This window comes from Flavobacterium sp. LC2016-01 (assembly GCF_009711135.1).
Lineage (GTDB): Bacteria > Bacteroidota > Bacteroidia > Flavobacteriales > Flavobacteriaceae > Flavobacterium.
On record NZ_WMIC01000005.1, the window covers coordinates 405,503 to 420,559 of the forward strand.

Below are 15,057 nucleotides of genomic sequence, written 5' to 3' on the forward strand. Positions count from 1 at the left end.
TTTTTTTAATCAAAATTTTGTCCATTGATGATAACAAATCAGACTGAAAGATTGAATTTTGCCTCTACAAAAAATATCCCTGACTATCCGGATTTTCTAGATGTTCAGGTTAAATCTTTTAAAGATTTCTTTCAATTAGAAACGAAATCTGACGAAAGAGGCAACGAAGGGTTATACAACACCTTCATGGAAAACTTCCCAATTACAGATACAAGAAATAACTTTGTATTGGAATTCCTAGATTATTTTGTTGATCCTCCACGTTATACAATTCAAGAATGTATAGAGAGAGGTCTTACTTATAGTGTGCCTTTAAAAGCTAGGTTAAAACTATACTGTACAGATCCAGAACACGAAGATTTTGAAACTATTGTACAAGATGTTTATCTTGGAACAATACCTTATATGACTCCAAGCGGTACTTTTGTTATCAATGGTGCTGAGCGTGTAGTAGTATCTCAGCTGCACCGTTCTCCTGGAGTTTTCTTTGGTCAATCATTCCACGCAAATGGAACAAAACTTTATTCTGCAAGAGTAATTCCTTTTAAAGGTTCTTGGATAGAATTTTCTACAGATATCAACAGCGTAATGTATGCTTATATCGACAGAAAGAAAAAATTACCAGTAACAACTTTATTCCGTGCAATTGGGTTCGAAAGAGATAAGGATATCCTTGAAATTTTCGACTTAGCTGAAGAAATTAAAGTTTCTAAAACAGGTATTAAAAAATATATTGGAAGAAGACTTGCTGCACGTGTATTGAACACTTGGCACGAGGATTTCGTTGATGAAGATACCGGTGAGGTAGTTTCTATCGAACGTAATGAAATCATCCTTGATCGTGATACTATTATCGACAAAGATAATGTTGAAGAGATCATCGATTCTAACGTTAAATCTATTTTGTTGCATAAAGAGGATAATAATCAAGCAGATTATGCTATTATCCACAATACATTACAAAAAGATCCAACAAACTCTGAAAAAGAAGCTGTTGAGCATATCTACAGACAATTGCGTAATGCAGAACCGCCTGATGAAGAAACTGCTCGTGGTATTATCGATAAATTGTTCTTCTCGGATCAACGTTATAACTTAGGTGAAGTTGGTCGTTACAGAATGAACAAAAAACTTGGTTTAGATATCCCAATGGAAAAGCAAGTGCTTACCAAAGAAGATATCATTACCATTGTTAAGTATTTGATTGAATTGATCAACTCTAAAGCAGAGATTGATGATATTGATCACTTATCAAACCGTCGTGTTAGAACAGTTGGTGAACAATTGTCTCAACAATTCGGTGTTGGTTTAGCACGTATGGCTAGAACTATTCGTGAGAGAATGAACGTTAGAGATAACGAGGTGTTTACACCAATTGATTTGATTAATGCTAAAACATTATCATCAGTTATCAACTCTTTCTTTGGTACTAACCAGTTATCTCAATTTATGGATCAAACGAATCCATTAGCTGAGATTACGCACAAAAGAAGACTTTCTGCACTTGGACCAGGTGGACTTTCGAGAGAGAGAGCTGGTTTCGAGGTTCGTGACGTTCACTATACTCACTATGGTCGTTTATGTCCGATTGAAACTCCTGAGGGACCAAACATTGGTTTGATTTCATCTCTTGGTGTTTATGCAAAAGTTAACGGAATGGGATTCATCGAAACGCCATACCGTAAAGTAACTAATGGTGTAGTTGATTTAGAAAGTACTCCAATTTACTTAAGTGCTGAAGAAGAAGAAGGAAAAATGATTGCTCAGGCAAACATTGAAATGGATGCTTCTGGTAAAATTACAGCTAGCAATGTTATTGCTCGTGAGGAAGGTGACTTCCCGGTTGTTGAGCCATCAGTAGTTCATTATACAGACGTTGCACCTAACCAGATTGCTTCGATTTCGGCTTCATTGATTCCTTTCTTGGAACATGATGATGCGAACCGTGCGTTGATGGGATCTAACATGATGCGTCAGGCGGTTCCTTTGATCCGTCCTGAAGCTCCGATTGTTGGTACAGGTTTAGAGCGTCAAGTAGCTTCAGATTCAAGAGTATTAATCAATGCTGAAGGGCATGGAACTGTTGAATATGTAGATGCAAATATCATTACTATTAAATACGATCGTACAGAAGACGAGAGAATGGTTAGTTTTGATGCTGATGAGAAAACATACAACCTTATTAAATTTAGAAAAACCAATCAAGGTACAAGTATTAACCTGAAACCAATCGTAAGAAAAGGTGACAGAGTTATTCCTGGACAAGTATTATCAGAAGGATATGCTACTCAAAATGGTGAATTAGCTTTAGGTAGAAACTTAAAAGTTGCGTTCATGCCATGGAAAGGGTACAACTTCGAGGATGCGATTGTAATTTCTGAAAAAGTAGTTCGTGATGATATTTTTACATCTATCCACGTTGATGATTATTCATTAGAGGTTAGAGATACTAAGTTAGGAAATGAAGAGTTAACAAACGATATTCCTAACGTTTCTGAAGAAGCTACTAAAGATTTAGATGAAAACGGTATGATCAGAATTGGAGCAGAGGTTAAACCTGGCGACATTCTAATCGGAAAAATTACACCAAAAGGAGAATCAGATCCTACTCCAGAGGAGAAATTGCTTCGTGCAATCTTCGGGGATAAAGCAGGTGATGTAAAAGATGCTTCATTAAAAGCTTCTCCATCTTTACATGGTGTAGTTCTTGACAAAAAATTATTTGCAAGAGCCGTAAAAGATAAACGTAAACGTACTCAGGATAAAGATGCTTTAGGCGCTTTAGAAATGGAGTTCGAAACTAAATTTGTTGAATTAAAAGACAGATTGGTTGAGAAATTATTCCTGATCGTTAACGGAAAAACATCTCAAGGTGTAATGAATGATTTGGGTGAAGAAGTTTTACCAAAAGGTAAAAAATATACTCAAAAAATGCTTTACGCAGTAGAGGATTTTGCTCACTTAAGCAAAGGTCAATGGGTTGCTGATGATGCTACAAATAAAATGGTTAATGATTTGATTCATAACTATAAAATTAAGCTGAACGACTTACAAGGATCTTTAAGAAGAGAAAAATTCACTATTACAGTTGGAGATGAATTACCATCTGGAATCTTGAAATTGGCTAAAATCTATATCGCTAAAAAACGTAAGTTAAAAGTTGGTGATAAAATGGCAGGACGTCACGGTAACAAAGGTATTGTTGCAAGAATCGTTCGTCATGAAGATATGCCTTTCCTTGAAGACGGAACACCAGTAGATATCGTATTGAACCCACTTGGGGTACCTTCACGTATGAACATTGGTCAGATTTATGAAACTGTTCTTGGATGGGCTGGTATGAACTTGGGTAGAAAATTTGCTACTCCAATTTTTGACGGTGCTTCTTTAGATCAAATCAATGAATTAACTGATGAAGCTGGAGTACCACGTTTCGGACATACGCACCTTTATGATGGTGGTACTGGAGAGCGTTTCCATCAAGCTGCAACTGTGGGTGTAATTTACATGCTTAAATTAGGACACATGGTTGATGATAAGATGCACGCACGTTCTATCGGACCATACTCGTTGATCACTCAACAGCCACTTGGAGGTAAAGCTCAATTTGGAGGTCAGCGTTTTGGAGAGATGGAGGTTTGGGCACTTGAGGCTTATGGAGCATCAAGTACTCTTCGTGAAATCTTGACAGTTAAATCGGATGACGTTATTGGTAGAGCTAAAACTTACGAGGCTATCGTTAAGGGAGAATCTATGCCAGAACCAGGATTACCAGAATCATTCAATGTATTAATGCATGAATTGAAAGGTCTTGGACTTGACATTCGTTTAGAAGAATAATAAAAAGTTTTGTAGTCAGTCTCATTTTTTAATGGGACTGATTACTCATTTATAAAAGTTTTTAAAGATTTATACCCGTAACCCGTTCCGATTTTTTATAAGAATGCAAGGCATTTTATAACTAGCGCCTCAAATTAATTTGAGGTTTAGAGAAGTAACCCGAGGTAGTAGCTGAATGATTAACTCTTATTTTTTTAAGAGTAGATTATAAATCTAAATTCAATTTTTTAATTGCAAATAAATCAATAGTAAAAACTATGATGAATAATAGAAACAATAATAAGGATAAAAATCCAGTTAAAAGATTTAATAAAATCTCAATTGGATTAGCTTCACCAGAATCTATCTTGAAAGAATCAAGAGGAGAGGTGTTGAAACCAGAAACAATTAACTACAGAACTCACAAACCTGAGCGTGACGGACTTTTCTGCGAAAGAATCTTCGGACCTGTTAAGGATTTTGAGTGTGCTTGTGGAAAATATAAAAGAATTCGTTACAAAGGTATCATCTGCGACCGTTGTGGTGTTGAAGTTACTGAGAAAAAAGTACGTCGTGACAGAGTAGGACACATCAATCTTGTTGTGCCAATTGCTCACATCTGGTACTTCCGTTCTCTTCCAAACAAAATTGGTTATATCCTTGGTCTTCCATCTAAGAAATTAGATATGATCATTTACTACGAAAGATACGTAGTAATCCAGGCTGGTATTGCTAAAAATGCAGATGGAGAATCTTTACAAAGACTAGATTTCTTAACTGAAGAAGAATATTTGAATATTTTAGATACTCTTCCGCAAGAAAATCAATATTTAGATGATTTAGATCCTAATAAATTTGTTGCCAAAATGGGAGCAGAGTGTATTATGGATTTATTAGCTCGTATTGACTTAGATGCTTTATCTTATGAATTAAGACACAGCGCTAACAACGAAACATCTAAGCAACGTAAAACTGAAGCTTTAAAAAGATTGCAAGTTGTTGAGTCTTTCCGTGAGTCTAACTTAAACCGCGAAAATCGTCCTGAGTGGATGATTATGAAAGTGGTTCCTGTTATCCCACCAGAATTACGTCCGCTTGTGCCACTTGATGGAGGTCGTTTTGCAACTTCAGATTTAAATGACTTATACCGTCGTGTAATTATTCGTAACAACCGTTTGAAAAGATTAATGGAGATTAAAGCTCCAGAAGTTATCTTAAGAAACGAAAAACGTATGTTACAAGAATCTGTAGATTCATTATTTGATAACACTCGTAAAGCTTCTGCTGTTAAAACAGAATCTAACAGACCATTAAAATCATTATCTGATTCCTTAAAAGGTAAGCAAGGACGTTTCCGTCAAAACTTACTTGGAAAACGTGTGGATTATTCTGCTCGTTCGGTAATTGTTGTTGGTCCTGAATTAAAATTATTCGAATGTGGATTGCCAAAAGATATGGCATCTGAATTATACAAACCTTTCGTTATCCGTAAATTGATTGAAAGAGGTATTGTAAAAACAGTAAAATCTGCTAAGAAAATCATAGACAAAAAAGAGCCTGTAGTTTGGGATATCCTTGAAAATGTAATTAAAGGTCACCCTGTATTGCTTAACCGTGCTCCTACGTTACACAGACTTGGTATCCAAGCTTTCCAGCCAAAATTAATTGAAGGAAAAGCGATCCAATTGCACCCATTAGTATGTACGGCTTTCAACGCCGATTTTGATGGGGATCAGATGGCAGTTCACTTGCCATTAGGACCAGAGGCTATTTTAGAGGCACAATTATTAATGTTGGCTTCTCATAATATCTTGAACCCTGCGAATGGAGCACCAATTACTGTACCTTCTCAGGATATGGTCTTGGGTCTATATTATATGACCAAAGAACGTATCTCAACGCCAGAACACATAATTTTAGGTCAAGACTTAACTTTCTATTCTGCTGAAGAAGTAAACATTGCATTAAACGAAGGAAGATTAGAATTGAATGCTCGTGTGAAAATTAGAGCAAAAGATTTTAATGACGCTGGAGAATTAGTGTACAAAATTATTCAAACAACTGCAGGACGTGTATTATTTAACGAAGTAGTACCTGAAGCAGCTGGATATATCAATGATGTATTGACTAAGAAAAACCTTAGAGATATTATCGGTCACATTTTAAGTGTAACTGATGTACCGACAACGGCAGCTTTCTTGGATAATATGAAAGATATGGGGTATAAATTCGCATTTAGAGGAGGTTTATCATTCTCTTTAGGTGATATTAGAATCCCAGAACAAAAAACTAAGTTAATTGCAGATGCCAGAGAACAAGTTGAAGGTATCTCAACTAACTATAACATGGGTCTTATCACAAATAACGAGCGTTACAATCAAGTTATTGACGTATGGACTTCAGCAAATGCGCAGTTGACAGAATTAGCAATGAAAAATATTAGAGAAGACCAGCAAGGTTTCAACTCTGTATATATGATGCTTGACTCTGGGGCGAGGGGTTCTAAGGAACAGATTCGTCAGTTAACTGGTATGCGTGGTTTGATGGCTAAGCCTAAAAAATCTACTGCTGGTGGTGGTGAGATTATTGAAAACCCGATTCTTTCTAACTTTAAGGAAGGTCTTTCGATCCTTGAGTACTTCATTTCTACTCACGGTGCTCGTAAAGGTCTTGCGGATACGGCTCTTAAAACGGCCGATGCTGGTTACTTAACAAGAAGGCTTCATGACGTTTCTCAAGATGTTATTGTTAACATCGAAGATTGTGGAACTTTAAGAGGTGTTGAAGTTGCTGCATTGAAGAAAAATGAGGAAATCGTTGAATCATTAGGAGAAAGAATTTTAGGACGTGTTGCATTGCAAGATGTTATAAACCCACTTACTAATGAAGTAATGGTTCAATCTGGTCAACAAATTACTGAAGCAATTATGAGAACTATCGAAGCTTCTCCAATTGAAAAAGTAGAGGTTAGATCTCCATTAACTTGTGAGGCTTTAAAAGGTATTTGTGCTAAATGTTACGGTAGAAACTTAGCTACTGGAAAAATGACACAAAGAGGTGAAGCTGTCGGAGTTATTGCTGCTCAGTCTATTGGAGAACCAGGTACACAGTTAACACTTCGTACATTCCACGTTGGAGGGGTTGCTGGAGGTATCTCTGAAGAATCTAGTATTGTTACAAGATTTGCTGGTAGACTTGAAATTGAAGATTTAAAAACAGTTAAAGGAGAAGACGGAGAAGGTAACTCTGTTGATATCGTAGTTTCACGTTCAACTGAGTTGAAATTAGTTGACGAGAAAACGGGAATTGTTTTAAATACACATAATATTCCTTACGGATCTAGTATTTTTGTTAATGATGGTGATACTGTCGCAAAAGGAACTGTAATCTGTAAATGGGATCCATATAACGGTGTAATTGTTTCTGAATTTACTGGTAAGATTGCTTACGAGGATTTAGAGCAAGGACAATCGTTCATGGTTGAGATCGATGAGCAGACTGGTTTCCAAGAGAAAGTAATTTCTGAAGCTAGAAACAAAAAATTAATCCCAACCTTATTAGTTTATGGTAAAGAAGGTGAATTGATTCGTTCTTACAACTTACCAGTAGGTGCACACCTTATGGTTGAGAACGGTGAGAAAATTAAAGCAGGTAAAGTATTAGTAAAAATCCCACGTCGTTCTTCTAAAGCAGGCGATATCACGGGAGGTTTACCAAGAATTACTGAGTTGCTTGAGGCTCGTAACCCTTCAAACCCAGCGGTTGTATCTGAAATTGATGGTGTTGTATCTTTTGGAAAAATTAAAAGAGGTAACCGTGAGATCGTTATCGAATCTAAATTTGGTGAGATTAAAAAGTATTTAGTTAAACTTTCTAGCCAAATCTTAGTACAAGAAAATGACTTCGTAAGAGCGGGAGTTCCATTGTCTGATGGTGCTATTACACCAGATGATATCTTAAGAATTCAAGGTCCAGCTGCTGTTCAACAGTACTTGGTAAATGAAATTCAAGAGGTTTACCGTTTACAAGGGGTAAAAATTAATGATAAGCACTTTGAGGTAGTTATTCGTCAAATGATGCGTAAAGTAAGAGTTCAGGATCCAGGTGATACTTTATTCTTAGAAGACCAATTAATTCACACTAAAGACTTTATCGTTCAAAACGATAAGTTATACGGTATGAAAGTGGTTGAAGATGCTGGAGATTCTTCAGTATTGAAACCAGGTCAGATCATTACACCTCGTGAATTGCGTGATGAAAATTCATTATTGAAACGAAATGATAAAAATCTTGTTGTAGCAAGAGACGTAATTACTGCAACTGCAACGCCAGTTCTTCAAGGTATTACAAGAGCTTCGTTACAAACTAAATCATTCATTTCTGCGGCTTCATTCCAGGAGACAACGAAAGTACTTAACGAAGCTGCAGTAGCTGGTAAAGTAGATGATTTAGAAGGATTAAAAGAAAATGTAATTGTTGGACACAGAATTCCTGCGGGAACTGGTATGAGAGAATACGATAATACTATCGTAGGATCTAAAGACGATTACAATGAAATGATGGCTAATAAAGAAGAATACATTTATTAATTAGGAAAATATGAGTAATCCGAAACAACAACAAGAGCAAATTAATATTGAGTTAGACGAAACTGTCGCAGAAGGAATTTATTCTAATCTTGCGATTATAAATCACTCATCATCAGAGTTTGTTTTAGATTTTGTGAGCATTATGCCAGGTATTCCTAAAGCCAAGGTAAAGTCAAGAATTGTTTTGACACCACAACATGCTAAAAGATTATTAAAAGCAATAGGTGAAAATATCCACAGATTTGAGGCAGCTCATGGCGAAATCAAAGAAACGGAACAAGCACCAATACCGCTTAATTTTGGTCCTGCGGGACAAGCATAAATTTAAAAGCCCCAGTAATGGGGCTTTTTTTTGTTTTTGCCAAAATGTAGTTCAACCGATTTAAACCTCTTTTCGTCGACTAAATTTCTTTGTTAAGATGATTTGTTTTAGTTTCGTTACTCCTTTGAGAAAAGGTTAATTTTTGGAATATAATAACTTAGTAAAGGTTGGGATTAATTCAAATAAAAAAAAGCGCTAATTTTAAATTAGCGCTTTTTTTATGCTTTAAAATTTGGCAGTCATTACTTTAAATCAAAAAATAGTTGCGTTTGCCAACCTTTTTGCGAAATTTATACTCTATATAATTAATGATCATCTCGAATGATTTTAACTTAAATACATAAATGGTATGAAAAAGAAGTTTACCTTAGAAATAGTCGCTCCATGTTCTGAAAACTTTGATAAAATGATTCCGAATTTAACGGGTTCATTCTGTAATTCGTGTATGAAAAATGTTATTGATTTAAGTAAAAAATCAAACTCAGAAGTGGCTAAATTCATTGCAGAAAATAAAGATCAAAATATTTGTGCACGACTAAAAACGACGCAGCTGGAAGAAGAATTTGTATATAATGAAACATTTAAGCTTAATAATTTTAAATATGTTGCTGTTGCTGCTTCAATTTTATTAGCATCTAATGTTTCAGGACAAGAGAAAGAATCGGTCAAAACAGAAATAAGTGCTGATTCATCTCGTTATTTAGTTGGTAAAGTGACTTCTAGTCAAAATAGTTTTGAGAATGTTATAGTTACAATGAAAGGCAAATTGTTAGAGGCAAAAACGAATCAGCCCTTTAACCGAAAAGTGTTTTCTAATTTAACTCTATCGGTAAATGGCTCAAGTAAAAAGGTAAAAATAAATTCTAAAACAGGATATTTTTCAATACCAATTATCATCTTAAATGATACAGGCCAGTTAGAAATTACTATTCAGGGACCGAATTATTATCTTTCAAAAACAATACTTTTTAGAGGAAAGGATATTGAGGAAAATGTATTACTGAAAGATATAATTATTAGTGAAGAAGAACTTTCTAATGCCGTGATAATGATTCTTGGCGGATTAGGCATTAATTATTTACCCGAAAAAAAATCTTGGGATATCTAAAATATAAAAATGCTGTTTAATAAATTTTAAACAGCATTTTTATATCTCATATAAGGATTAATCAAACTCAGAAGTAAAGTATAATTTCACACTTGGATATTTACTTTGTGTCATTTGAATAGTAAAATCTGAATCGGCTAAAAACACTAATTGTCCATATTTGTCATGTGCCAAGAATTTTTGCTTAATACGCTTAAATTCTTTGAATTCTTCATTTTTAGCATCATCCGGTTTTACCCAGCATGCTTTATGAACAGGGAAATTTTCGTAGGTACATTTTGCACCATATTCGTGCTCTAAACGATATTGAATAACTTCATATTGAAGCGCGCCCACAGTTCCGATAACTTTACGGTTATTCATTTCTAAAGTAAACAGCTGCGCCACACCTTCATCCATTAACTGATCGACTCCTTTTTCTAATTGCTTAGCTTTCATCGGATCAGCATTATTGATATATCTAAAATGTTCTGGAGAGAAACTTGGAATTCCTTTAAAACTCATGATTTCACCTTCAGTCAAGGTGTCTCCAATTTTAAAGTTTCCTGTATCGTGCAAACCAACAATATCTCCTGGATAAGAGATGTCTACAATTTCTTTTTTCTCAGCAAAGAATGCATTCGGACTAGAAAATTTTAAATTTTTCTTTTGACGAACGTGGTAATATGGTTTGTTTCTTTCGAAAGTTCCAGAAACAATTTTTATAAAAGCTAAACGGTCACGGTGTTTCGGATCCATATTAGCGTGGATTTTAAACACAAAACCAGACATTTTTTCTTCTGCTGGATCAACCAAACGAGTTTCAGAATCTTTTGGTCTTGGAGAAGGAGCAATCGTCACAAAACAATCTAGCAATTCACGAACTCCAAAATTATTTAAAGCTGAACCGAAGAATACAGGCTGAATTTTTCCGTCTAAATAATCTTGACGTTCAAATTTTGGATAAACTTCATCAATCAATTCTAATTCTTCACGAAGTTTTTCAGCTGCTTTTTGACCCACAATTTTATCTAATTCTGGATTATTCTGAACATCAGAGAAAGCAATTGTTTCTTCAATGTTTTTACGGCTGTCTCCGCTGAAAAGATTGATATTTTCTTCCCATAAGTTGTAAATTCCCTGGAAATCATAACCCATTCCGATAGGGAAACTTAGCGGTGTAACTTTTAATCCTAATTTTTGTTCCACTTCATCCATCAAATCGAAAGCATCTTTACCTTCACGATCTAATTTATTGATGAAAACAATCATTGGAATATTACGCATTCTACAAACTGAAACCAATTTTTCAGTTTGTTCCTCAACCCCTTTTGCAACGTCAATAACAACAATTACACTGTCAACAGCGGTTAAAGTTCTAAAAGTATCTTCAGCAAAATCCTTGTGTCCAGGTGTATCAAGAATGTTGATTTTTTTATCTTTATAATTAAAAGCAAGCACAGAAGTTGAAACCGAAATACCTCTCTGGCGTTCGATTTCCATAAAGTCACTCGTTGCTCCTTTTTTAATTTTATTGTTTTTTACAGCTCCGGCTTCTTGAATAGCACCTCCAAATAACAATAATTTTTCAGTTAAAGTTGTTTTACCGGCATCGGGATGCGATATAATTCCGAATGTTCTTCTGCGTTGTATTTCTTTTAAAAAGCTCATATTTCGTATAAATAGGTTGCAAAAGTACTATTAAATACGGCTTTATAAAAATATTCACTTCTTAAATTTGGAAGTCTTTAATCATTAAGAGGTTTTTTAGAAAAAAATAAGGCTGTTTTGCAACAGCCTTATGTAGTCTTTTCAATTACTGATTAATTGACCAAATTGAATATCCTTTTGGCGGACACTGGATTTTTACCCATTTATCGGCTTGCGTAGTTGGATACCAAGTCGAGTTTCCTGTAAAATCTTTAATTTGTGTATTTGCCCAATTAGTCTGAATCCATCTTTCCTGCCAAACATCAGAATTGTTGATGTAAACTACTAAACCAGGATTTCCGTTATAACCATTTCTTCTTGCTACATATTCGTCGTTATCTGAATATAAGATCGAAGTTGTTCCGGTTGCTTTGTTGTTATGAATCCAGATCAAATTATTTAATTTATTTTTATCCAGCCATTCTTCATAATCTCTGTAGAAAATTGTTGGATAACCTTCATGAGTCAATATATAAGAATAAGCTAAAAGTTTGCTCCAAATTTCATCGGTATCATGATTGGTAACAAAAGTTACTGCTTTGTATGGATTTCGTTTCCACATCATATCATCATTTAAAAGAGCAAGATTATTTCCGTCAAAGGCATCATTCATTTTGTAATAGCAGGCAAAATCAAATACAGAACTATTAGCATTGTTTGCCCAATCGTTTAATACGTTTACATTCGAATCCCATAATTCTCCAACAGAAAATCCGCCAACATTTGCGTTCCAATCATGTATAACCCATGGAGCAAAACCTTTAACGTAATCAAATCTCCATCCGTCAAATTTCATAGTATTTTTATAATATTTTCCAACACCATCTGCTCTCAGCCAAAGCCAGTCTTGAACATTTGGAGCAGCATGGCATAAATCAGGAAATCCTCCAAACGAACCTTCATCATTATTACCAAAACTGTTTTTATAAAAATCATTATAAGTACGTTTGAATTTTCCTGAAGCAATTCCATTAAAATTAGTCCAAGTATTTGTTCCAGTAAACGGATTCGCCTCAGATTGTCCTCCACTGTTGTGATTGATTACAATGTCTGCATATACCTTCATATTTTCGGTATGTGCTTTTGTAATCAAGTTTACTAATTCTGTTTTTGAACCAAAACGGGTTTCGATGCTTCCATTTTGATTGTAATCGCCAAAGTCAAAATAATCAGTTGGATCATAACCCATTGAAAACGCACCGTTTTGCGCTTTTGAAGCTGGAGGAAGCCAAATAGAACCAATTCCCGCATTTGACCATGCAGTGACTTTACCGCTGACAGTGTCCCACCAAGTTCCTCCTGCTGGAACATCCCAATAAAAGGCCTGCATCATAACGCCTCCGCCGGGATTGTCAACATATTTTCCAGTTGGTGAGGATTTTGATGCTCCTGTGCTGAAAGGTTTTCCGTCATGATTTGTAACATTGATGATCTCGAATTTCTGACTTTCCGCTTTTGAATCATTCTCTAACGTTTCATTTTGTGAACACGAGCATAAAACGGCTGTAATCATGCCCAGAAACAAAAACTTTTTTTGTGGTTTTTTCATAATAGATTTGGTTAAAATGGTTAATAAAGTTTGTGATTAGATAATTTTTAAGCTTTAAAACGTGGATATTCTTATTTTTAAGACGAAAAAATATTAATTACGCATCGAATGTAGGTTTTTTTTGATTCAATTTTTTTTTGCAGGAAAATAGTTATACAACGAAAACGTTATAGTGTTAAAAACTTTTTTTAGAAGTCTTATTTTTAAAGGGTTGTGTTTTTGATAAAAAATGTCTTTTAGAGAAATTATGCTTTTCATGAGCATATTTTGACGGATTAAAAACGGTTTCTTATTTATGAATGAAAAGACCAATCTCTATAATTTTTTGTTAATAGTATATGCGATAGTTGTATTATGTAATTGAATTGTTATTTTTGTTCGTTATAAGTAAAAGAACTAGAGTTTAATTGTTTACTGGTTTTAAAGTTCAGCTTTAAAAATGAGGCAATTGAGGGTTTAGTTTTTAAAAAACGATAATTCTAAAAACAAGATCTTTACATTTAAATTAAATCTAAAATAATGTTATTAAAAAAATTACAGCTAAAAACAATTGATTACAAGCTTGTACTGACAATGTGTTTTTTACTTTTTTTCAGCTCAATGGTTTCAGCTCAGGAAATTATTCCAGATGCTGTAGCGCAAAAACCGGTTGAAGCTCATGTTGGAGGACAAAAAATTGACGGTATTATCGCTACCGTTGGAGATTATATTGTTTTAGATTCAGATATTGATAAAGGCTTTTTAGAAATTACTGCGCAGGGCGGTTCTGTAAAAGATATTACAAGATGCCAGATGCTTGGTAAACTTTTAGAAGATAAGTTATACGCGCACCAGGCAATTCAAGACAGTATTATTGTTAGTGATGCCGAGGTTAGAGGTATGATGGAAGACCGTTTGAATTATATGGTAAAACAGGTTGGAGATATCAATAAAGTTGTTGAATACTACAAAAAAAGTTCTGTTGAAGAATTCAAAACGTATTTTGCTGACATCTTAAAAGAGCAAAAATTATCTTCAGAAATGAGAGATAAAATCGTTAAAGAAGTTGAAATCACACCTGAAGAAGTTCGTAATTTCTTTAAGAAAATTCCAAAAGATGAATTACCGACTTTTGGAGCCGAAATGGAAGTAGCACAAATTGTTGTAGAACCTAAAGTTTCAAAAGAAGACAAGCAAAAAGTAATTGACAGATTGAACGCAATACGTCAAGATGTTATTGAAGGAGCCAGTTTTGCTACAAAAGCCGTTTTATATTCGCAGGATCCTGGATCATCTGCAAACGGAGGATATTATAAAATGACAAGAAGAACACCTTTTTTGAAAGAGTTTAAAGATGTTGCTTTTAGTTTGCAGGAAGGTGAAATTTCACAGCCTTTTGAAACCATTTATGGATTTCATATTATTATGGTAGACAAGATTAAAGGACAAGAAGTTGAATTGCGACATATTTTAATCTCGCCAACGGTTTCTGAAGCTGCTTTAAAAGAAGCTAAGGAAAGAATCACAAACATTCGTAATAAGATCATAAATAAAGAACTTTCATTTGCAGATGCTGCTAGAACAGAATCTGATGAAAAAGAAACAAGAGCAAACGGAGGTACATTAGTAAACCCTAATACGCAGGATACACGTTTTGAATTGACTAAAATGGATCCGCAATTGTATGGCCAAGTTTCAAATTTGAAAGATACAGAGGTATCTCAGCCACTTTTAAATGTAGATGAAAAAAGCAGTAAAAAGACCTATAAAATAATCACGGTAACAAACAGAATCAACGAGCATACCGCAGATTATGCAATGGATTATACAAAAATTAAAGATCTTGCATTAAAAGAAAAACAAATTAATGCAATCGCAAAATGGTTTGATGCGAAGATTAAAGATACTTACATTAAAATTATTGGCGAATACAGAGACTGTGCTTTTGCTAATAATTGGCTGAAAAAATAATTTTTATTAAATAAATAAAAGAGTTAGTTTT

Annotated in this window: 7 protein-coding genes; 5 read left to right on the plus strand and 2 right to left on the minus strand. The window is 34.5% G+C overall.

Annotated elements, in window-relative coordinates; translation table 11 throughout:
* The first annotated feature begins 27 nt into the window (after nt 1-27).
* From rpoB to GKZ88_RS12990, 4 genes are all read left to right on the plus strand, one after another.
* Nucleotides 28-3,840, plus strand: coding sequence for a DNA-directed RNA polymerase subunit beta (gene rpoB / locus GKZ88_RS12975; protein WP_155102781.1), 3,813 nt, complete (start codon nt 28-30; stop codon nt 3,838-3,840).
* 257 nt (nt 3,841-4,097) lie between these two features.
* On the plus strand, nt 4,098-8,408 hold the full coding sequence (gene rpoC, locus GKZ88_RS12980; protein ID WP_155102782.1) for a DNA-directed RNA polymerase subunit beta': 4,311 nt from the start codon (nt 4,098-4,100) through the stop codon (nt 8,406-8,408).
* A 10-nt stretch (nt 8,409-8,418) separates the two neighbouring features.
* Complete coding sequence (locus tag GKZ88_RS12985; protein WP_155102783.1) at nt 8,419-8,730, plus strand: DUF3467 domain-containing protein; 312 nt, start codon at nt 8,419-8,421, stop codon at nt 8,728-8,730.
* 349 nt (nt 8,731-9,079) lie between these two features.
* Nucleotides 9,080-9,838 (plus strand): hypothetical protein, encoded by a 759-nt coding sequence (locus GKZ88_RS12990; protein WP_155102784.1) that lies wholly within the window; start codon nt 9,080-9,082, stop codon nt 9,836-9,838.
* A 57-nt stretch (nt 9,839-9,895) separates the two neighbouring features.
* Here the strand turns inward: GKZ88_RS12990 and GKZ88_RS12995 are convergent, their stop codons facing one another.
* Both GKZ88_RS12995 and GKZ88_RS13000 read right to left on the minus strand, forming a co-directional pair.
* Nucleotides 9,896-11,488 carry a peptide chain release factor 3 gene (locus tag GKZ88_RS12995; RefSeq protein WP_155102785.1) on the minus strand — a complete coding sequence of 531 codons (1,593 nt, stop codon included), beginning with the start codon at nt 11,486-11,488 and terminating at the stop codon, nt 9,896-9,898.
* 145 nt (nt 11,489-11,633) lie between these two features.
* The gene (locus tag GKZ88_RS13000) at nt 11,634-13,076 is read right to left on the minus strand and encodes an alpha-amylase (RefSeq protein WP_155102786.1); all 1,443 of its coding nucleotides are present in this window, start codon (nt 13,074-13,076) and stop codon (nt 11,634-11,636) included.
* A 519-nt stretch (nt 13,077-13,595) separates the two neighbouring features.
* Here GKZ88_RS13000 and GKZ88_RS13005 point away from each other — a divergent pair.
* The gene (locus tag GKZ88_RS13005; RefSeq protein WP_155102787.1) at nt 13,596-15,026 is read left to right on the plus strand and encodes a peptidylprolyl isomerase; all 1,431 of its coding nucleotides are present in this window, start codon (nt 13,596-13,598) and stop codon (nt 15,024-15,026) included.
* Nucleotides 15,027-15,057 lie beyond the last annotated feature (31 nt).